Below are 19,421 nucleotides of genomic sequence, written 5' to 3' on the forward strand. Positions count from 1 at the left end.
CGCCTGCCTTGCTGAACGATCTCGACGAACGCATCGTGCACGCCCTCGCCGAGGACGCCCGCCGCTCCTACGCCGACATCGGCCAGATCGTCGGCCTGTCCGCGCCCGCCGTGAAGCGGCGCGTGGACCGGCTGCGGGCCACCGGGGCGATTACCGGTTTCACCGTGCGGGTCGACCCGGCCGCGCTCGGCTGGGAGACCGAGGGGTTCATCGAGATCTACTGCCGCAGCAACACCTCGCCGGACGCGATCCGGCGGGGCCTGGAGCGCTATCCCGAGGTCGCCGCCGCCTCCACCGTCACCGGCGAGGCCGACGCGCTCGTCCAGGTGTTCGCCTCCGACATGCGCCACTTCGAGCGCGTCCTGGAACGGATCGCGGGGGAGCCGTTCGTCGAGCGAACCAAATCGGTGCTCGTGCTGTCCCCACTGATGCGCCGCTTCACCTCCGGCTCGCCCGTCTAGAACCCGGCCTGATCCGTGGTCCGGCCCCGGCCCGATCCCTGGTCCGGCCCCCGGCCCGGCTCCACGCAACGAATCGCTGTTGTCGCGCTCCCGCACGCAACGGATCGCCTCGGCAGACGCAACAGACGTGTCTTGTCCCGCCCCGCGCGCGAAACGTACCGTCATAGCGGCCCCGGGCAGCCCCGGTGGCCCTCCCGCACGGACGTACGTTGGTGAGTACAGGCCTGCCGTCGCCGCCGCGAACCCCGTGACCCCGTACCCGCCCGCGCGTCCGCGTATCCGCAAGGAGCTTGTACCCCATGACGTCCACGGTGCCGACCGCCGTCCAGCACACCGAAGCGCAGCCGCCGATCACGATGTTCGGGCCCGACTTCCCGTACGCGTACGACGACTTCCTCGCGCACCCGGCGGGGCTCGGGCAGATACCGGCGGCCGAGCACGGCACCGAGGTCGCCGTCATCGGCGGCGGGCTCTCCGGCATCGTCGCCGCGTACGAGCTGATGAAGATGGGCCTCAAGCCCGTCGTCTACGAGGCGGACAGGATCGGCGGCCGGCTGCGCACGGTCGGCTTCGACGGGACGCCGCCGGACGCGGCCGGACTCAGCGCCGAGATGGGTGCGATGCGCTTCCCGCCCTCCTCGACCGCGCTCCAGCACTACATCGACCTGGTGGGCCTCCGGACGCGGCCGTTCCCGAACCCGCTCTCCCCGGCGACCCCCTCCACCGTCGTCGACCTCAAGGGCGAGAGCCACTACGCCGAGACGATCGACGACCTGCCGCAGGTCTACCGCGACGTCGCCGCCGCGTGGAACGCCTGCCTGGAGGAGGGCGCCGACTTCACCGACATGAACCGGGCGATGCGCGAGCGCGACGTGCCGCGCATCCGCGAGATCTGGTCGCAGCTCGTCGAGAAGCTCGACAACCAGACCTTCTACGGGTTCCTGTGCGACTCCGAGGCGTTCAGGTCCTTCCGCCACCGCGAGATCTTCGGCCAGGTCGGCTTTGGCACCGGCGGCTGGGACACCGACTTCCCCAACTCCATCCTGGAGATCCTGCGCGTCGTCTACACCGAGGCCGACGACCACCACCGCGGCATCGTCGGCGGCTCGCAGCAGCTGCCGCTGCGCCTGTGGGAGCGCGAGCCGGAGAAGATCGTGCACTGGTCGTACGGGACCTCGCTCGCGTCGCTGCACGAGGCCGGGGCGCCCCGGCCCGCCGTGACCCGCCTTGCCCGTACCGCCGGGAACCACATCACCGTCACCGACGCGGACGGCGACATCCGCACGTACCGCGCGGCGATCTTCACCGCGCAGTCCTGGATGCTGCTCTCCAAGGTGGCGTGCGACGACGCGCTCTTCCCGATCGACCACTGGACGGCGATCGAGCGTACCCACTACATGGAGTCCAGCAAGCTGTTCGTGCCGGTCGACCGGCCGTTCTGGCTGGACAAGAACCCGGCGACCGGCCGCGACACCATGTCGATGACGCTCACCGACCGCATGACGCGCGGCACCTACCTCCTGGACGACGGACCCGACAAGCCCGCCGTCATCTGCCTCTCCTACACGTGGTGCGACGACAGCCTGAAGTGGCTGCCGCTCTCCGCGAACGAGCGCATGGAGGTCATGCTCAAGTCGCTCGGCGAGATCTATCCGGACGTCGACATCCGCAAGCACGTCATCGGCAACCCGGTCACGGTCTCCTGGGAGAACGAGCCGTACTTCATGGGCGCGTTCAAGGCCAACCTGCCCGGCCACTACCGCTACCAGCGCCGCCTGTTCACCCACTTCATGCAGGACCGGCTGCCCGAGGACCGGCGCGGCATCTTCCTCGCCGGCGACGACATCTCCTGGACGGCAGGCTGGGCCGAGGGCGCCGTGCAGACCGCGCTCAACGCCGTCTGGGGCGTGATGCGCCATCTGGGCGGCGCCACGGACGCGACCAACCCCGGGCCCGGCGACGTGTACGACGAGATCGCCCCGGTCGAACTCCCGGAGGACTAGCTACAGCCCTGCGGCGCGGGCTTTCTCGTAGACCTCCGCCGCCACGTCCTTCAGCTCCTGCGCGTCGCGGCAGTCGCCCTGAAGGTCGACGAGGATCTCCTCCAGGCCCACCTCGTCGTGCGCGACCAGGTCCTCGACGATCTGGTCGGCGCTGCCCTGGAACGGGCGGCGGTCGTCGGCCGTGTACGGCTCGCGCGTGTAGAGCGTGTTCGCCCGCAGAACGCTCTGCAGCGGCGCCGTGCGGCCCCGCTCCCCGGCGAGCGCGCGCAGTTCGGCCCACTGCTGCTTCAGTGACTCGGCCCCGGTCGCGGCCGGCATCCAGCCGTCCGCGTGGTCGACCAGGCGGCGCGCGGCCTTGGCACTGTTCGCGGGCAGCAGGATCGGGAGGGGCCCCGCGGGTTTCGGGCCGACCACGGACGGCGCGATCGTCGTCAGCTCGCCCTCGTACGCCACCGGGTCCGGGCCCCACACCGCGCGGCACACCGCGAGCAGCTCGTCCAGAACCTCGCCGCGCCGCTCGAAGGGCGCCACACCGGCCGCCGCGTACTCGTCGTGCGACCAGCCGGTGCCGAGCCCGGCGACGACCCGGCCGCCGCTCGCCGCGTCCAACGAGGCGAGCGCGCGGGCCAGTTGGAACGGCACGTGCAGCGGCGCCACCAGGACGCTCGTGCCGAGCCGCGCGCGCGAGGTGGCCGCAGCGGCGAGCGTGAGCGAGACCAGCGGGTCGGCGACCGAGCGGTACCGGTCGGGCCAGGGGAGGCCCGGGACGCCGTAGAGCCCCTGGCGGGCGGGCTCGGGGAAGAGGATCCGCTCGAAGACCCAGAGGCTGTCGTACCCGGTGGCCTCCGCGGCGCGGGCCACGTCCGGGATGTCGCGGCCGACGTCGTACTGTCGCATCTGCGGGAGGCCGAGGCCGAGTCGGGTCGCCATACCGTGCTCCTTCGTCGCATGCGCATCGGTTGTCGCAGAGGTCAACGCGCGGTCGGCGCCCGGGAGTTCCGTGTAGGCCGAATGATTCTGTGGACGGCCGGGACCGGTGCTCGGCCGGGCCCCGGTGTTCAGTCGGGGAGCGGTGCTCGGCCGGGAGCGGTGTTCATTCGGGAGCGGTGTTCAGTCGGGGAGCGGGGTGAGCAGCATCCGCCCCACCAGGCCCACGGACGTGTCCATGGAGCGCGTGAACTCGGCCGTCACGCCCGGCAGTTCGCGCAGCGCCCACAGCGCGCGGGCCGCGCCCCACGCCGCGTCGCGCGCCCGCTCCAGGCTCCATGAGCCCAGCAGATGGGTGAGCGGATCGGCGATCTGGAGGAGGTCGGGGCCCGGCATCAGCTCCTCGCGGATCCGTTCCTCGAGAGTGACGAGGATGTCGCCGACGCGCTCGAACTCGTCCTCCAGAAAGGCCGGTTCGCAGCCGAGCGTGTGACAGGCGTCCACGACGGCGAGCGCCAGGTCGTGGCCGATATGGGCGTTGATCCCGGCGAGCGCGAACTGGAGCGGCCGGACCCCCGGGTGACGGCGGAACTGGAGCAGCGGACGCCAGCACGCCGGGCCGAGCAGCAGCCCGGCGGAGGCCGCGTCGACGGCCGTGAGGTAGCGCTCCGCGAAGCGGACGTCGAGGGTGACGGCGGCGGTGCGGTCCGGGAAGCCGCCCGCTGCGCCGCTGTCGATGGCCCGGTCCACCGCCTCGGTGACGGCGAGGTAGACCCGGTTGAAGACGGCCACACCGTCCCCGGGCGGCAGGTCGGCGGCGAGCGCGCGCATCCGCGCGATCACCGCGCCGACTCCCTGATCGAACCGCTGATCGACCCCCTGTGCCGCTGCGAGCGGCTCGTACTGCTGCGACTGCGCCATGAGCGAAGAGTCGCAGCAGCGGGCCGCCACGGACGCGGGCCCGCTGGGGGCTTCCCCAGAACGAGCGAACCGCGGGCTACTGCTTCGCGTTCTCGTCGTCCGTCTTCTTGTCGTCCGTCATCTTGTCGTCCCTCTTCTCGTCGTACGTCGACGTACCCGAGTCGAGGAGCGGCTCCTGCGACTTCAGATGCGCGGGCGCCATCGCGCGCAGCGCGTGGTATCCGGTGATCACGACGATCGTGCCGAGCGCGATGCCGCTGAGCGAGAAGTTGTCGGAGAACTTCAGGGAGACGTTGCCGACGCCGATGATGATGCCCGCGGCGGCGGGAACCAGGTTCAGCGGGTTGCGCAGGTCGACCTTGGCGTTGATCCAGATCTGCGCACCGAGCAGGCCGATCATGCCGTAGAGGATGACGGTGATGCCGCCGAGGACGCCGCCCGGGATCGCCGCGACGATCGCCCCGAACTTCGGGCACAGGCCGAAGAGGAGCGCGAAACCGGCCGCCGCCCAGTAGGCCGCCGTCGAGTAGACGCGGGTCGCGGCCATGACGCCGATGTTCTCGGAGTACGTGGTGTTGGGCGGGCCGCCGACGGCGGTGGAGAGGATCGAGCCGACGCCGTCCGCGGAGATCGCGGTGCCGAGCTTGTCGTCCAGGTTCTCGCCGGTCATCTCGCCGACGGCCTTGACGTGTCCGGCGTTCTCGGCGATCAGGGCGATGACCACGGGCAGCGCGACGAGGATCGCCGACCACTGGAAGGACGGGCCGTGGAAGGTGGGCAGGCCGATCCAGTCCGCCTTGCCGACCGCGGAGAAGTCCAGGCGCCAGTGGTCGACGGCCTCGGTGCCGCCGTTCACCGAGTGGATCCTGCCGAAGATCCGGTCGAGGAGCCACGACACCACGTAGCCGAAGATGAGGCCGAGGAAGATCGCGATACGCGACCAGAAACCGCGCAGGCACACCACGGCCAGACCGGTGAAGAGCATCACCAGGAGCGCCGTCCACTGGTCGGCCGGCCAGTACGTGGACGCCGTGACCGGCGCCAGGTTGAAGCCGATCAGCATGACGACCGCGCCGGTCACCACCGGCGGCATCGCGGCGTGGATGATCCGCGCCCCGAACCGCTGGACCGCGAGACCCACGAGGAAGAGCACGGCACCGACGACGAGGACCGCGCCCGTCACCGTGGCGCTGGAGCCGCCCTGCGCCCGGATCACGGCCGCGACGCCCACGAACGAGAGCGAACAGCCCAGGTAGCTGGGGACGCGGCCGCGCGTCGCGAGCAGGAAGATCACCGTCGAGACGCCCGACATCATGATGGCGAGGTTCGGATCGAGCCCCATAAGTACTGGCGCGACGAAACTCGCGCCGAACATGGCCACCACGTGCTGCGCGCCGAGCCCGATCGTGCGCGGCCACGTCAGCCGCTCGTCGGGGCGGACGACGGCGCCGGGGGCCGGGGTGCGCCCGTCGCCGCCGTGGAGTTTCCAGCGCACGCCGAGGTCCATGTGAGTTCTGCTTTCTGTGGCTCGAAACGATCGCCTCATGGTAAGGGCACGTACGTACGAGCCTTGCGCTGCGCCGAGGAGCCGCTCGGGTGGAACTCAGTTCGTGCGCGCCACCGACGGGTCCTTGGCGGGCGCCGGTGTCCGGTCCGCCCCGCGCAGCACCCCGGCGAACACCATCAGCCCGCACGTCAAAGCCGTGACCAGGCCGAACGACACCACCAGGCTCGTCATGTCGGCGACCGTGCCGATGGCCGAGGGGGCGATCAGACCCGAGGTGTACGTGATCGTGGCCACGCCCGCGATGGCCTGGCTCGGGTTGGGCCCGCTGCGCCCGGCCGCCGCGAAGGCGAGCGGCACGACGACCGCGATACCGAGCCCGAGCAGACCGAACCCGGCCATCGCGACGGGCGGGTTCGGGGCGATCACCACGAGCAGTCCGCCGGCCGTGGCCATGACGCCGCTCACCCGTACGGTGCGCACCGCGCCGAACCGGTCCACGATCGCGTCGCCCGCGATCCGGGCCACCGCCATGGTGAGCGTGAACGCCGTGGTGCAGGCGGCGGCGAGCCCCGCCGAGGTGTCGAGGACGTCCCGCAGATAGACCGCCGACCAGTCCAGGCTCGCGCCCTCGGCGAAGACGGCGCAGAACCCGACCGCGCCGATGAGCAGCGCGGACCTGGGCGGCAGCGCGAACCGCGGCGGCGCCTCCTCGTCCTCCGCGGGGCGCAGGTCGAGCACCCATCGGCAGGCGACGAAACCGGCCACGGTCAGCACCGCGGCGGCGAGCAGGTGGTGCAGGCGGGCGTCGGCGCCCATGTGCGCGGCGAGGGTGCCGCCCGCCGAGCCGATGAGCGCGCCCACGCTCCACATGCCGTGCAGGCCCGACATGATCGATTTGTCGAGGCGGGTCTCGACCTCCACGCCGAGCGCGTTCATCGCCACGTCCGACATGCCGGCCGACGCGCCGTAGACGAAGAGGACCGCGCAGAGCGTGAGCAGGTTCGGGGCGAGCGAGGGCAGGACCAGGGCCAGCGTCCACAGTGCGAGCAGGCCGCGCAGCGCCGTCCGTGCGCCGAACCGGTGCGTCACGCTGCCCGCGAGGGGCATCGCCACGGACGCGCCGATCGCGGGGAAGGCGAGCGCGAGGCCGAGCTGGCCCGCGCTGACGCCCGCGTGGTCCTGGATCCACGGCACGCGGGTCGCGAAGGACCCGGTCACCGCGCCGTGCACGCAGAACACGGTCGCGACGGCGTAGCGCGCCCGTTTCACGTTCCGCAGCGCGTACGTCACTTCACTCATCCGGCGGGCCCCTCCCCGTAGATCCCCGTACGCGTCCCGTCCGCGCGTTCGAGGTGGCCGCCGTAAACTATCAGGAACCCTGCCTGATAGTTACCCCTGTTTTCGGCGTAGGATCCCGCCATGCCCGCCACACCGAGGACCGCCCGAGCCATCAACGACCGGCTCGCGCTGCGCTTCCTCCAGGACGAAGGCCCGCTCACCGCCGGGCAGTTGAAGGACCGCACCGGGCTCTCCCGGCCCTCGGTCGCCGATCTCGTCGAGCGGCTCACCGCGTCCGGGCTCGTCACGGTCGTGGGGGAGGCGGGCGCCCAGCGGCGCGGTCCGAACGCCCGGCTGTACGGGATCGTCGCGGACCGCGCGCACCTCGCGGCGCTCGACGTGCGCACCGAGAGCGTCCGGCTCGTCGTCGCCGACCTCCTCGGCACGGTGCTGGCGCGGGCGTCCCTGCCGGTCGAGGCGGGGGAGCGGACCGGCGCCGCCGTCGAGCGGGCCGTCGCCCTCCTGGAACACACGGCGAAGGAAGCGGGCGTCGACCGGCTGCACACCGTCGGCGTCGGCGCCCCCGGCCTGATCGACCCGGCATCGGGCGAACTCCGCGACTCCTCCGGCCTCCCCGAATGGCACCGGCGCCTTGTCGCGGTGCTCCAGGAGCGGCTCCCCGCCCGGGTCCTGGTCGAGAACGAGACGAACCTCGCGGCCCTCGCCGAACAGCTCGACGGCGCCGCCCGCGAGCAGGACACCTTCGTGCTGCTCTGGCTCGGGCTCGGCATCGGCGCGGCGGTCGTCCTCGACGGCAGGCTGCGCCGCGGCGCCTCCGGCGGCACCGGAGAGGTCGGCTTCCTGCCCGTGCCCGGCACGACCGGACTGCCCACCGCCATCGACTGCGGCGGCGGCTACCACTCCCTGGCCGGTTCCGCCGCGATCCTCGAACTGGCCGCCGCGCACGGCCTCGTGGCCCCGGGCGAGCCGGTGGAGCGCGCCGCCGAGGTGGTCCGCGACGCGGTCGCCTCCGGCGCCGACGCCTTCCTCGACGCCCTCGCCGACCGCGTCGTCCTCGGCGCCGCCGCCGTGGTCGCGGTGCTCGACCCCGGCTGCCTGGTCCTGGCCGGTGAGGTGGGCCGGGCGGGCGGCGAGACCCTGGCCCACCGCGTCGCCACCCGCCTCACCGCGATGTCCCCGCTGGCTACGGAGGTGCGACCAGGGACTCTGGGCGGGGGCGCCGTGCTGCGCGGGGCGCTCCTGATGGCGCGGGAGTCGGCGCAGGAGGACGTCTTCGGGCCGACGGCCTGACCCGGCCGGTCACCGTCTCGGGCAGCTCTCGCACGACTCCTTGTCACCGTCTCGGGCAGCTCTCGCACGACTCCTTGTCACCGTCTCGGGCAGCCCTCGCACGACCCCCTGTCAGCGCCGCAGATACTCCTCGAACGTCCCCTTCCCCACCGCCTGCTCCGGCGCCAGATGCCCGCCCGACCGGAACGCCCGGTACGTCTTCCCCGCCAGCGGGACGCTGACCACCGCCCGGCGCCTGCCCGTCGCGCGCAGGTACGCGCGGGCCAGGTCCGGGAACGTACGGACCTCGGGTCCCCCCATGTCGGGGACCCGCCCCGCCGGGGGCCGCACGGCCAGCCCGGCGAGCCGGTCGGCGACCTCCGCCACCTCGATGGGCTGGTCGGCGACGCCCGCCGGGAGCACCATCACCGGAGACCTGGCGAAGGTGCTCAGCATCTGCTGGACCAGCTCGTGGAACTGCGTCGCGCGCAGGACCGTCCAGCCGAGCCCGGATCCCTCGACCAGGCGCTCCACCGCGTGCTTCGCCTTGTAATAGCCGAGCGGCACCCGGTCCACGCCGACGATGGAGATGTAGACGAGGTGCGGGACCCCCGCCCGCCGCGCGGCCCCGATCAGGTTCCGCGCCGCCCTCTCGTCACCGCCGCGCGGCGTCGACGCGCAGTGCACGACCGCCTCCACGCCCTCGACGGCCCGGTCGAGCGCGGGCCCGCCCTCCCGCAGGTCCACCGCGTACGGCTCGGCCTTCCTGCTCAGCACCCGTACCTCGTGCCCGCCCTCGCGCAGCCGCTCGGTGACGAGTCGGCCCAGCGTTCCGGTACCCCCGGTCACCAGAATCGTGGTCACGGCCGCATCAGCTCCTTCGTACCCGGAGCGCTCCCTCGTGGAGCGCCCGTCCGAAACCAGGAACCGGCGGACCCGCGTGAATGTGACAGCACCGGAGGTTTTTCGCTCAGATTTCTCCGGACGAGGCCGGCTGACGGCGCACGAACTCCAGTTTGTCCGGGTTGAGGACCGTGTGCGCGGCCGCCACGAGCCCGCCCCGGTCCTGTGGCTGAGCTGGTCGTCACCTCCTCACCCTGTCAGAAGGACCCACCGCGGCCGGCGGCCTTGTGAGCCAGCCCACAGCATTCGCTTGCATGCACATGGATCGGACGTGGCACACTGGCCGTGTACCAGAAGCAGCGCACTCCGGGGTCGGTGAAAGTCCGAACCGGCGGTTACAGTCCGCGACCCGGTCACGTCCAGTGACCGGTTGACCAGGTGAAATTCCTGGACCGACGGTTAAAGTCCGGATGGGAGGCAGTGCGCGGCGGGCGGGCACCCCAGGGTGCGCGTCGCCGTCTGTTCCGGGTGCCGTCCCACCTCAGGTGGCGGCCCCGTCGTTCGGCGTCGTTCCCGAATGGCCGGTGTCGCAGTCCGTACGTTCTGTCGCCGTCGTACGACAGTGCCCCGGAGTCCATGCCCCATGAGGGAGGACCCGGGAAGTGTTCACCGGAATCGTCGAAGAGCTGGGCGAGATCACCGCCGTCGAGATGCTCGACGACGCCTGTCGCTTCCGCGTCCGCGGCCCCGTCGTCACCGAGAACGCCAAACACGGTGACTCCATCGCGGTCAACGGGGTCTGCCTCACCGTCGTCGAGCACGACGGCGACGCCTTCACCGCCGACGTCATGGCCGAGACCCTCAAGCGCTCCAGCCTCGGCGCGCTGGCCACCGGCTCCCGCGTCAACCTCGAACGCCCGATGGTCGCGGACGGCCGCTTCGGCGGGCACATCGTGCAGGGCCACGTCGACGGCACCGGCACGATCATCGAGCGCCTCCCCTCCGCGCACTGGGAGATCGTCAAGATCTCGCTCCCGGCCGAGCTGGCCCGGTACGTCGTCGAGAAGGGCTCCATCACCGTCGACGGCGTGAGCCTGACCGTCGTCGAGGCGGGCGCCGACTACTTCACCCTCAGCCTCATCCCCACCACCCTCGACCTGACCACGCTCGGCATCAAACAGCCCGGCGACCCGGTCAACCTCGAGGTCGACGTCCTCGCGAAATACGTCGAGCGGATGCTCGGTTACCAGGGCAGCGATCAGCACAACGGCCGGGACAGCGCTCAGGGGGGCACCAAGTGAACTGGCTCAACACCGAAGCGTTCACCATCTTCGACCAGCACATCCTCTGGTCGGACATGATCGGCAACACCATCGGCCTGATCGCCCTCGCGCTCGGCTGGCGCCGCTCCATATGGACCTGGCCCGCCCAGCTCGTCTCCGGCGCGATCCTGCTCACCGCGTTCGCCACCGCGCACCTCTCCGGCAGCGCGGGCAAGCAGCTCGTCGTCATCGTCGTCGCCCTCTTCGGCTGGTGGCAGTGGAACCGCGGCAAGGACCAGGCGCAGGACGGCTCCATCGCCGTACGGTTCGCCACCTGGCGCGAGCGGGGCGCCCTCGTCGGCGCCGCCGCGATCGGCACGCTCGCCGTCGGCGGCCTGTTCACCGCGTTCCCGACGCTGTCGTGGGACCCGTGGCCGGACGCGTACATCTTCGTCGGGACCGTCGTCGCCATGTACGCCCAGGCGCGCGGCATGGTCGAGTTCTGGTTCGCCTGGCTCCTCGTCGACCTCGTCGGCGTCCCGCTGAACTTCGCCAACGGCTTCGCCTTCTCCGGCTTCGTCTACGTCATCTACGGCGCGCTCGTCCTGTGGGGCATGCGCGACTGGTGGCTGCGGTCCCGCGCCGCCGCGGCCAAGGCCCCCGCGCTCGAAGGAGCCCACGCATGAGCACCGCAGCCCGCCTGTACGAGATCACCGCCGACACCGACCTCAGCCTCGACCCGGTCGAACAGGCCATCCGCGACATCGCCGCAGGGCGCCCCGTCGTGGTCGTCGACGACGAGGACCGGGAGAACGAGGGCGACCTCGTCGTCGCCGCCGAGAAGATCACGCCCGAGATCGTCGCCTTCATGATGAGCGAGTGCCGCGGCCTGATCTGCGCCCCCATGGAGGGCGCCGAACTCGACCGGCTCGCCCTGCCGCAGATGGTCGGCGACAACACCGAGTCGATGAAGACCGCGTTCACCGTCTCCGTCGACGCCTCCGGCGCGCACGGCGTCACCACCGGCATCTCCGCCGCCGACCGCGCCACCACGCTCCGGCTCCTGGCGAGCGGCACGGCCGAGCCGGGCGACTTCGTCCGCCCCGGCCACATCTTCCCGCTGCGCGCCCGCACCGGCGGCGTCCTGGCCAGGAACGGCCACACCGAGGCCGCCGTCGACCTCGCCCGCCTCGCGGGCCTGCGCCCGGCCGGCGCCATCGTGGAGATCGCGGGCGAGGACGGCGTCATGCTGCGCCTGCCCGAGCTGATCCCGTTCGCGCGCAAGCACGGCCTGACGATCATCTCCATCGAGGACCTGATCGCCTACCGCCGCTCCGCGGAGCCCACCGTCAAGCGCGAGGCGACCGTCCATCTGCCCACCGCCTTCGGCGAGTTCACCGCGTACGGCTACCGCTCCACGGTCGACGGCGTCGAGCACGTCGCCCTCGTCCACGGCGACCTGGGCGACGCTTCCGACGACACCGAGCCCGTCCTGGTCCGCATCCACTCCGAGTGCCTCACCGGCGACGTCTTCCACTCCCTGCGCTGCGACTGCGGCCCCCAGCTGGAGGAATCGATGCGCCGCATCGTCGAGAACGGCCGCGGCGTCGTCGTCTACCTGCGCGGCCACGAGGGCCGCGGCATCGGCCTGCTCTCCAAGCTGCGCGCCTACGAGCTCCAGGAGCAGGGCCGCGACACCCTCGACGCCAACCTGGAGCTCGGCCTGCCCGCCGACGCCCGCGACTACGCGGCGGGCGCCCAGATCCTCGACGACCTCGGCGTGCGCACCCTGCGCCTGATGACCAACAACCCCGACAAGACCGACGCCCTCACCCGGCACGGCCTCGTCGTCACCGCCCGCGAGCCCATGCCGATCACCGCGGGCGAGCACAACCTCCGCTACCTGCGCACCAAGCGGGACCGGATGGGGCACGACCTCCCCTGGCTGGACACGCCCAAGCCGTCCGCCTGCACCAACCAGTAACTCCACCTGTTCCCTGAACCCATCTACGTACGAGGAGAAGCGCGTGAGCGGCAAGGGTGCCCCCGAACTGAGCGTGAAGAACTGCGGCGACCTGCGCGTGGCCGTCATCGCCGCCCAGTGGCACGAGAAGGTCATGGACGGGCTCGTCGACGGCGCCCTGCGCGCCCTCACCGAGCTGGGCATCAGCGAGCCCACCGTCCTGCGCGTCCCCGGCAGCTTCGAGCTGCCGGTCGTCGCCAAGGTCCTCGCGGGCCGCGGCTACGACGCGATCGTCGCGCTCGGCGTCGTCATCCGCGGCGGCACCCCGCACTTCGAGTACGTCTGCCAGGGCGTCGCCCAGGGCCTCACCCAGGTCTCCGTCGACACCGGCGTCCCCATCGGCTTCGGCGTCCTCACCTGCGACACCGAGGAGCAGGCCCTGGACCGCGCCGGCATCGAGGGCTCCCGCGAGGACAAGGGGCACGAAGCGGTCACCGCGGCCGTGGCCACCGCCACCACGCTGCGTACCGTCTCCGAACCCTGGCGTTAGGGGCGGGGGAGAGCCGCGTAAAGTAGGGGCCACCATGTCCAATAAGACGTTCGAGGAGCTCTTCACCGAGCTCCAGCAGAAGGCCGCCACCGGCGACCCCGCCACTTCCCGCACCGCAGAGCTGGTCGGCAAGGGTGTCCATGCCATCGGCAAGAAGGTCGTCGAGGAGGCCGCCGAGGTCTGGATGGCCGCCGAGCACGAGGGCAAGGAAGCCGCCGCCGAGGAGATCTCGCAGCTGCTCTACCACGTCCAGGTGATGATGGTCGCCCGCGGCATCTCCCTCGACGACGTGTACGCCCATCTCTGAGCCGGCACCCCAGCTCGTTCAACCCACCCCTTACGCGAAGGAATCCGCCCTCATGCTGCGCATCGCCGTCCCCAACAAGGGTTCACTGTCCGGACCTGCGTCGGCGATGCTCCATGAGGCCGGATACCGCCAGCGCAAGGAGTCCAAGGAACTCGTCACGGTCGACCCGGACAACGAGGTCGAGTTCTTCTACCTCCGCCCCAAGGACATCGCGATCTACGTGGCCTCCGGCAAGCTCGACATCGGGCTCACCGGCCAGGACCTCCTGATCGACTCCGGGGCCAACGCCGAGACGATCCTGCCGCTCGGCTTCGCCCGCTCCACCTTCCGCTTCGCCTCCCGGCCCGGCGCCGTCAAGGACCTCGCCGACCTCGCGGGCAAGACGATCGCGACGTCGTACGAGGGCATCGTCGGCAAGTACCTCGCCGAGCACGGCGTGGACGCCTCCGTGGTCCACCTCGACGGCGCGGTGGAGACCGCCATCGAGCTCGGCGTCGCCGACGCCATCGCCGACGTCGTCGAGACCGGCACCTCGCTGCGCAACGCGGGCCTGGAGGTCTTCGGCGAGCCGATCATGAAGTCCGAGGCGTGCGTCATCCGCCGCAAGGGCGACAGCGCCGAGGACCCGAAGGTCCAGCAGTTCCTGCGCCGCCTCCAGGGCGTCCTCGTCGCCCGTACGTACGTGATGATGGACTACGACTGCCGCGCCGAGCACCTGGAGAAGGCCGTCGCCCTCACCCCGGGCCTGGAGTCGCCGACCGTCTCCCCGCTGCACAACGAGGGCTGGGTCGCCGTGCGCGCCATGGTCCCCGCCAAGGACGCGCAGCGCATCATGGACGACCTGTACGCCCTCGGCGCACGGGCCATCCTCACCACGGCCATCCACGCCTGCCGCCTCTGAGGACGCACACCATGTCCGACCCCGTAGCCCTTCCGGTCACCTTCCGGCCCGGCCACACCCGCGTCATCCTGCACGCGCTCGGCGCCGTCTGCTTCGTCGTGATCAGCGTGATCGCGCTGATCCTCGACACGATGAGCCCGGCGGAGAAGCTCAGCTTCGTCTTCACCGCGGCCCTCTTCTGGGGGGTGCTCGGGCTGCTCGCGCGGCCCAAGGTCGTCGCCGACGAGGACGGCGTCACGGTCGTCAACATCGCCCGTGGCCGCCGCCTCGCCTGGGCGGAGATCGTGCAGGTCAACCTGCGCCCCGGCGACCCCTGGGTCTTCCTCAACCTCACCGACGGCACCAGCCTGGCCGCCATGGGCATCCAGCCCGCCCTCGCCAAGCAGAGCGCGATCCGCGACGCGAAGACGCTCCGCGCCCTGGCGGAGGCCAGGACCGGCCTCCAGGACTGAGCCGCCCGCACTTCAGAGCCGAACCGGGGCCCCGGCCCCTGACACCTTTGCCTCGGACTTGATGCTGTGTCTGTCGGGGGGCGACCCCCGAGCCCCCAGCCGTGGGTGGGTTCGGCGTGGGCGGGGTCAGGGGGCCCGGCGGAGTTCGGGGCTGAACCGGGGCCCCGGCCCCTGACACCTTTGCCTCGGACTTGATTAATCTGTTGGGCGGGGCGTGCGCCATGTGCCGCCCCGCCCCTGACGCGCCCGGACGGGTGAGCGGGGGCTCCTGCTAACCAAGGAGTGACTCCCTCCAGCGATGGACGGATCGTCCGGCAGTATCTGCGCCGCCCCCTCCCGACATAGCGCGCCCCTCGCGCGCAGGTCCCCGGAGGCGGCGGCATGACCATCCCGTTGCTGCTCCTCGCGGCAGCCTTCCTCCTGATCCTCGCCAACGGGTTCTTCGTGGCGGCCGAGTTCGGGCTCGTCACCGTCGAGCGCCAGGACGCCAAGGAGGCGGCGGACGCCGGCGACAAGCGCGCCCGCACCGTCGTCGAGGCGCTCAAGGAGCTGTCCTTCCAGCTCTCCGGCACCCAGCTCGGCATCACCATCACCTCCCTGGTCGTCGGCATGCTCGCCGAACCGGCCCTCGCCGAGCTGCTGCGCGGCCCCTGCGAGGCCGTCGGCCTCCCCGAGGGCGCCGCGCGCGGCGTCTCGGTCGTCGTCGGCATGCTGCTCGCCTCCGCCGCGCAGATGGTGATCGGCGAGCTGGTCCCGAAGAACTGGGCGGTCTCCAGGCCGCTCCAGGTGGCCCGCTTCGTGGCAGGCCCCCAGCACGCCTTCGCCCGCCTCTTCCGCCCGGTGATCGCCCTGCTCAACACGGTCGCCAACCGTCTCGTCCGCGCCCTCGGCGTCGAACCGGCCGACGAACTGGCCTCCGCCCGCACCCCGGGTGAGCTGGTCTCGCTGGCCCGGCACTCCGCGCAGGCGGGCACCCTGGAGCAGGACACCGCCGACCTGTTCGTGCGCACGCTCTCGCTCGGCGAGCTGACCGCGCAGCACGTCATGACGCCCCGCGTGAAGGTCAGCGCGCTCCAGGCCTCCGCGACCGCCGAGGACGTGATCAACCTGACCCGCGCCACGGGCCTGTCCCGCTTCCCCGTCTACCGGGAGCGGATCGACGAGGTCATCGGCATGGTCCACCTCAAGGACGCCCTGGCGATGACCGCGCACGAGCGCCTGCGCACGCCCGTCGTGCGCATCGCCCAGGCTCCGCTCCTGGTCCCGGAGACCCTGCCCGTGCAGCCGCTCCTCGCGCGTCTGCGCAGCGAGCAGCCCATCGCCGTGGTCGTCGACGAGTACGGCGGCACGGCCGGGGTCGTCACCCTGGAGGACATCGTGGAGGAACTCGTCGGCGAGGTCCGCGACGAGCACGACCGGCTCGACCTGCCCGAACTGGCGGCGGCCCCGGCCGAGGACGGCAGACCCGCCTGGGACGCCGACGGCAGCTGCCGCGTCGACATCCTGCGCCGCATCGGCCTCGACGCCCCCGAGGGCCCGTACGAGACGGTGGCCGGGCTCGTCGCCGACCTCCTGGGCCGCATCCCGGCCCCCGGCGACAGGGCGGAGCTGCCCGGCTGGCGGCTCTCCGTGCGACAGGTCGACCACTACCGCGCCGAGCGCGTCCGCATCGTGAAGTGCGCGGACGCCCCGGCGGCTCTGCTGGAGGCGGCCCGATGAGCGCCCTGCAACTCTTCTTCGCGATCCTGCTGGTCCTCGCCAACGGCTTCTTCGTCGGCGCCGAGTTCGCCCTGGTCTCGGTCCGCCGCAGCCAGATCGAGCCACTGCCCGGCAAACGGGCCCGCCAGGTCCTGTACGGGCTCGAACACCTGCCGCAGATGATGGCGGCGGCCCAGTTCGGCATCACCATCTGCTCGCTGACGCTCGGCGCGGTGGCGGAGCCGACGGTGGCGCACCTCCTGGAGCCCGTCTTCGAGGCGGTCCACATCCCGCATGGCATGGTCCATCCGCTGGGCTACGCCATCGCCCTCGCGGCGGTCGTCTTCCTCCACCTGGTCATCGGCGAGATGGTGCCGAAGAACCTGGCGATGGCGGCGCCGGAGAAGACCGCGCTGTGGTTCAGCCCGGGTCTCGTCGCCTTCGCCCGGCTCTGCAAGCCGGTCACGATCGCGCTCGGCGCCTGCGCCCGGCTGATCCTCAAGCTGTTCAGGGTCGAGCCGAAGGACGAGGTCGAGGCGGTCTTCACCAGCGAGCAGCTCAACCGCCTGGTGGAGGACTCGGGCCAGGCCGGGCTGCTCGACCCGGAGGAGCAGGAGCGCCTGGAGGACGCCCTGGAACTGGGCAGCCGCCCGGTCACCGACGTCCTCCTGACCCGCGCGGACCTGGTCACGGTCGGCCCCTCGGTCACCCCCGCCGAGATCATCGCCCTGACGGCGCGGACCGGGTTCTCCCGCTTCCCGCTCTGCGCGGACGGCGGCGCCTTCATGGGCTACCTGCACATCAAGGACGTCCTCGACCTGATCGAGGGCCCCGGCACGGACCGCGCGGTCCCGCAGCAGATCTGGCGCCCGATGACGACCCTGCGCGCTGAACTGCCCCTGGACGACGCCCTCACGGTGATGCGCCGCGCCGCCACGCACCTGGCGCAGGTCGCCGACGCCTCGGGGCGGGTCCTCGGCCTCGTCGCCCTGGAGGACGTCCTGGAACTCCTGGTCGGCGAGGTCCGCGACCCGGCGCACCGGGACGAGCCGGAGCAGCCCGGGGAGCCGCAGGAGCCGGAGGTCCCGGTGGCCCGGACGAAGCAGGAGGCGCTGACGTAGCCGCCGGGCGGGACGGTCGCAGGCCCTACAACCCCATGGGGTCCTGCGGCCCCCTTCCGGAGAGCACCTCTCCGTACGCCTGCATGAGATCGGGCAGCCGCAGCGTGGCCAGGTCGTCGCGGGACGGTTCCGTCAGACAGCCGGTGAGCCGCAGATCGCGGTAGGCGCAGGACTTCTCGTACAGGGTCCGCAGGAACCGTCCGTTGCCCAGCTCGTCGATCCAGCCCTGCTCCACCACGTGCCCGGCGACGGAGCGCAGCTCCTCCAGGGCCTCCTCGTCCCACGCGTCCCCATTCTCGGCGGCCAGGACCTCGCCGATCGAGGTGAGCTCCAGCGGCCGGTACGAGGGGAAGTCGACCCGCGACGTGAAGCGCGACGACAGACCGGGGTTGGCGGCCAGCAGCCGGTCCATGCCCTCCGGGTATCCGGCGAGGATCACCACGAGGTGGTCCCGGTTGTCCTCGGCCCGCTTGAGCAGCACTTGCAGGGCCTCGTCGCCGTACGCGTCGCCCTTGCCGTAGCCGGAGTTGGACAGCGCGTACGCCTCGTCGACGAAGAGGACGCCGCCGAGCGCGGAGTCGATCAGCTCGTTGGCCTTCACGGCGGTCTGGCCGAGATATTCGCCGACCAGATCCGAGCGCTGCGCCTCCACGAGGTGGTCGCCGCCGAGCAGGCCGAGCGCGTAGAAGACCCGGCCGAGGATGCGGGCCACCGTCGTCTTGCCCGTGCCGGACGGGCCCGAGAAGACGAAATGGCGCTTCGGCGGCTGGACCGGCAGGCCCTGTCCCGCGCGCAACCGTGCCATGTTCAACTGCGCGGAGAGCGCTTTGACCTGGCGCTTCACCGGTTCGAGGCCGACCATCAGCTCCAGCTCGGAGAGCGCCTCCTCCAGGAGCACCGGATCGGCGGGCCCGGCGGGCAGCGGCGCCGAGACCGGGACGACGGCCTTCTCCCGCACCATGTCGGGGTCGTCCGCGCCGACCGTGCTCGGGGTCGGCAGACCGGGCTCGGTGACCTTGAGGTCCCGCCCGTCGCCCGCGTACAGCGGCTCGACCGACTCCGCGCCGTCCGCGCTGTCCTGGTAGCCGGTCAGGGGGAGCGGCGCCAGGTCGGGCCCGTCCCCGAAGTCCCCGTAGCCGTCTCCCTCGGCGATCGCCGCGAGCCGCGCCGAGGTGTCCATGAACGCCGGGTCGACCCGGTGCACGGCCCGGTACAGCGGCATCGCGGCCGCCGAGCGGCCCGTGCCCTCGTGCGCCCGCGCCAGCCAGTACCGCAGCTCCTTGCGCTGCGGCTGCTCGCTGCGGCAGCGCATCAGGGCCGAGGAGAGCAGCGGCTCCGCCTGCCCGTACATCTCCAGGCGGACCCGGGCCATGCCGCCGAAGAGACCGGCCTCGATGCCGAGCATCGGGTCGTCGATCAGCGAGTCCGTCTGCCGGACCAGCTGGTCCCAGTCCTTGACCAGGTAGGCCCGGCAGGCGTGCAGGAAGCGCACCTGCGGGTCCGCGTCGGCCGCCGGCAGGGTCGACAGGGCCCGGTCCAGCTCCGGGACGTGGCGTCCGTCGAGCCAGTGCGAGGCGTGCGCGAGCAGTAGGTCGCGCGGGCGTTCTAGGACCGGCTGCACCCACCAGCCCAGCCAGTACCAGGAGTTGAGCGTGCGGCGGTGTCTCGTGCGCTGTTCCCCGAACCGGTCGCGGTGGCGGAACATCCGCAGCAGCGCCGTCGTCGTGTCGATCCGCAGCGCGTGCAGTCCGAGCCAGCCGTCGGCCATCCCCGGATCGAGCCGCACGGCGGCCCGGAACTCCTCCTCCGCCTGCGGATACGCGCCCATCGTGTACGCGTCGACGCCCCGCAGCCAGGCGAGGTCGGCCGGGCCCGTCGGCGCGCCGGTGCCGAAGTCCATCACGTCCCCCACAAGCCGTGCCCCCGATGAACCGCTC

General features: G+C 71.9%; 18 protein-coding genes and 1 riboswitch. Of the genes, 12 read left to right on the forward strand and 6 right to left on the reverse strand.

The genetic code is table 11. The features are described from left to right. Positions 1-8 precede the first annotated feature (8 nt). Positions 9-461 carry an Lrp/AsnC family transcriptional regulator gene (locus tag ACH4RC_RS23520; RefSeq protein WP_361079730.1) on the forward strand — a complete coding sequence of 151 codons (453 nt, stop codon included), beginning with the start codon at positions 9-11 and terminating at the stop codon, positions 459-461. A 299-nt stretch (positions 462-760) separates the two neighbouring features. Continuing rightward, positions 761-2,464 carry a flavin monoamine oxidase family protein gene (locus ACH4RC_RS23525; protein ID WP_398204115.1) on the forward strand — a complete coding sequence of 568 codons (1,704 nt, stop codon included), beginning with the start codon at positions 761-763 and terminating at the stop codon, positions 2,462-2,464. Here the strand turns inward: ACH4RC_RS23525 and ACH4RC_RS23530 are convergent, their stop codons facing one another. From ACH4RC_RS23530 to ACH4RC_RS23545, 4 genes are all read right to left on the reverse strand, one after another. Further along, positions 2,465-3,394, reverse strand: coding sequence for an LLM class F420-dependent oxidoreductase (locus ACH4RC_RS23530; protein ID WP_398204117.1), 930 nt, complete (start codon positions 3,392-3,394; stop codon positions 2,465-2,467). Between the two features lie 180 nt (positions 3,395-3,574). Then, positions 3,575-4,312, reverse strand: a complete 738-nt coding sequence (locus ACH4RC_RS23535; protein WP_398204119.1) for a DUF5995 family protein — start codon at positions 4,310-4,312, stop codon at positions 3,575-3,577. A 76-nt stretch (positions 4,313-4,388) separates the two neighbouring features. Next, positions 4,389-5,819, reverse strand: a complete 1,431-nt coding sequence (locus ACH4RC_RS23540) for a uracil-xanthine permease family protein (protein WP_398204122.1) — start codon at positions 5,817-5,819, stop codon at positions 4,389-4,391. Positions 5,820-5,915: 96 nt separating this feature from the next. Then, positions 5,916-7,118, reverse strand: coding sequence for an MFS transporter (locus ACH4RC_RS23545; RefSeq protein WP_398204125.1), 1,203 nt, complete (start codon positions 7,116-7,118; stop codon positions 5,916-5,918). Positions 7,119-7,238: 120 nt separating this feature from the next. Here ACH4RC_RS23545 and ACH4RC_RS23550 point away from each other — a divergent pair, with 120 nt between their 5' ends. Further along, positions 7,239-8,408 (forward strand): ROK family transcriptional regulator, encoded by a 1,170-nt coding sequence (locus ACH4RC_RS23550; protein ID WP_398204127.1) that lies wholly within the window; start codon positions 7,239-7,241, stop codon positions 8,406-8,408. 111 nt (positions 8,409-8,519) lie between these two features. Here ACH4RC_RS23550 and ACH4RC_RS23555 read toward each other — a convergent pair whose 3' ends face one another. Further along, positions 8,520-9,251, reverse strand: coding sequence for an SDR family oxidoreductase (locus tag ACH4RC_RS23555; RefSeq protein ID WP_398204129.1), 732 nt, complete (start codon positions 9,249-9,251; stop codon positions 8,520-8,522). A gap of 336 nt (positions 9,252-9,587) precedes the next feature. After that, a riboswitch (FMN riboswitch) is annotated at positions 9,588-9,718 on the forward strand. A gap of 174 nt (positions 9,719-9,892) precedes the next feature. Between ACH4RC_RS23555 and ACH4RC_RS23560 the strand changes: the two genes are divergently transcribed. The 9 genes from ACH4RC_RS23560 to ACH4RC_RS23600 all read left to right on the forward strand — a co-directional run bounded on the left by ACH4RC_RS23560 (position 9,893) and on the right by ACH4RC_RS23600 (position 17,484). Next, positions 9,893-10,531, forward strand: a complete 639-nt coding sequence (locus ACH4RC_RS23560) for a riboflavin synthase (RefSeq protein ID WP_398204132.1) — start codon at positions 9,893-9,895, stop codon at positions 10,529-10,531. After that, positions 10,528-11,178 (forward strand): nicotinamide riboside transporter PnuC, encoded by a 651-nt coding sequence (locus ACH4RC_RS23565; protein ID WP_398204133.1) that lies wholly within the window; start codon positions 10,528-10,530, stop codon positions 11,176-11,178. Before ACH4RC_RS23560 ends, ACH4RC_RS23565 begins: the two co-directional genes overlap by 4 nt. Continuing rightward, positions 11,175-12,476, forward strand: a complete 1,302-nt coding sequence (locus tag ACH4RC_RS23570) for a bifunctional 3,4-dihydroxy-2-butanone-4-phosphate synthase/GTP cyclohydrolase II (protein ID WP_398204135.1) — start codon at positions 11,175-11,177, stop codon at positions 12,474-12,476. The genes ACH4RC_RS23565 and ACH4RC_RS23570 overlap by 4 nt, the downstream gene beginning before the upstream one ends. A gap of 43 nt (positions 12,477-12,519) precedes the next feature. After that, on the forward strand, positions 12,520-13,005 hold the full coding sequence (gene ribH / locus ACH4RC_RS23575; protein WP_398204137.1) for a 6,7-dimethyl-8-ribityllumazine synthase: 486 nt from the start codon (positions 12,520-12,522) through the stop codon (positions 13,003-13,005). Positions 13,006-13,039: 34 nt separating this feature from the next. Beyond that, positions 13,040-13,312, forward strand: a complete 273-nt coding sequence (locus tag ACH4RC_RS23580; RefSeq protein ID WP_324775649.1) for a phosphoribosyl-ATP diphosphatase — start codon at positions 13,040-13,042, stop codon at positions 13,310-13,312. 52 nt (positions 13,313-13,364) lie between these two features. Further along, complete coding sequence (gene hisG, locus ACH4RC_RS23585; protein WP_398204140.1) at positions 13,365-14,213, forward strand: ATP phosphoribosyltransferase; 849 nt, start codon at positions 13,365-13,367, stop codon at positions 14,211-14,213. 11 nt (positions 14,214-14,224) lie between these two features. Beyond that, a complete protein-coding gene (locus tag ACH4RC_RS23590) occupies positions 14,225-14,665 on the forward strand; it encodes a PH domain-containing protein (protein ID WP_398204143.1) in 441 nt (146 codons plus the stop codon). Positions 14,666-15,046: 381 nt separating this feature from the next. Next, positions 15,047-16,384: a hemolysin family protein gene (locus ACH4RC_RS23595; RefSeq protein WP_398204145.1), complete on the forward strand. Its 1,338-nt coding sequence runs from the start codon at positions 15,047-15,049 to the stop codon at positions 16,382-16,384. Continuing rightward, positions 16,381-17,484: a hemolysin family protein gene (locus ACH4RC_RS23600; protein WP_398204148.1), complete on the forward strand. Its 1,104-nt coding sequence runs from the start codon at positions 16,381-16,383 to the stop codon at positions 17,482-17,484. The genes ACH4RC_RS23595 and ACH4RC_RS23600 overlap by 4 nt, the downstream gene beginning before the upstream one ends. 25 nt (positions 17,485-17,509) lie before the next feature. Here ACH4RC_RS23600 and ACH4RC_RS23605 read toward each other — a convergent pair whose 3' ends face one another. Next, a complete protein-coding gene (locus ACH4RC_RS23605) occupies positions 17,510-19,384 on the reverse strand; it encodes an AAA family ATPase (protein WP_398204150.1) in 1,875 nt (624 codons plus the stop codon). Positions 19,385-19,421 lie beyond the last annotated feature (37 nt).

Source organism: Streptomyces sp. NPDC016845 (assembly GCF_044332585.1).
Classification (GTDB): domain Bacteria; phylum Actinomycetota; class Actinomycetes; order Streptomycetales; family Streptomycetaceae; genus Streptomyces.

Bases quoted from the DNA above. Each gene is read 5' to 3' on its own strand.
- ACH4RC_RS23595 (WP_398204145.1), top strand. From the start codon at position 15,047: ATGACCATCCCGTTGCTGCTCCTCGCGGCAGCCTTCCTCCTGATCCTC.
- ACH4RC_RS23545 (WP_398204125.1), bottom strand. From the start codon at position 7,118: ATGAGTGAAGTGACGTACGCGCTGCGGAACGTGAAACGGGCGCGCTAC.
- ACH4RC_RS23535 (WP_398204119.1), bottom strand. From the start codon at position 4,312: ATGGCGCAGTCGCAGCAGTACGAGCCGCTCGCAGCGGCACAGGGGGTC.
- ACH4RC_RS23590 (WP_398204143.1), top strand. From the start codon at position 14,225: ATGTCCGACCCCGTAGCCCTTCCGGTCACCTTCCGGCCCGGCCACACC.
- ACH4RC_RS23605 (WP_398204150.1), bottom strand. From the start codon at position 19,384: ATGGACTTCGGCACCGGCGCGCCGACGGGCCCGGCCGACCTCGCCTGG.
- ACH4RC_RS23600 (WP_398204148.1), top strand. From the start codon at position 16,381: ATGAGCGCCCTGCAACTCTTCTTCGCGATCCTGCTGGTCCTCGCCAAC.
- ACH4RC_RS23580 (WP_324775649.1), top strand. From the start codon at position 13,040: ATGTCCAATAAGACGTTCGAGGAGCTCTTCACCGAGCTCCAGCAGAAG.
- ACH4RC_RS23525 (WP_398204115.1), top strand. From the start codon at position 761: ATGACGTCCACGGTGCCGACCGCCGTCCAGCACACCGAAGCGCAGCCG.
- ACH4RC_RS23540 (WP_398204122.1), bottom strand. From the start codon at position 5,819: ATGGACCTCGGCGTGCGCTGGAAACTCCACGGCGGCGACGGGCGCACC.
- ACH4RC_RS23530 (WP_398204117.1), bottom strand. From the start codon at position 3,394: ATGGCGACCCGACTCGGCCTCGGCCTCCCGCAGATGCGACAGTACGAC.
- ACH4RC_RS23550 (WP_398204127.1), top strand. From the start codon at position 7,239: ATGCCCGCCACACCGAGGACCGCCCGAGCCATCAACGACCGGCTCGCG.
- ACH4RC_RS23570 (WP_398204135.1), top strand. From the start codon at position 11,175: ATGAGCACCGCAGCCCGCCTGTACGAGATCACCGCCGACACCGACCTC.
- hisG (WP_398204140.1), top strand. From the start codon at position 13,365: ATGCTGCGCATCGCCGTCCCCAACAAGGGTTCACTGTCCGGACCTGCG.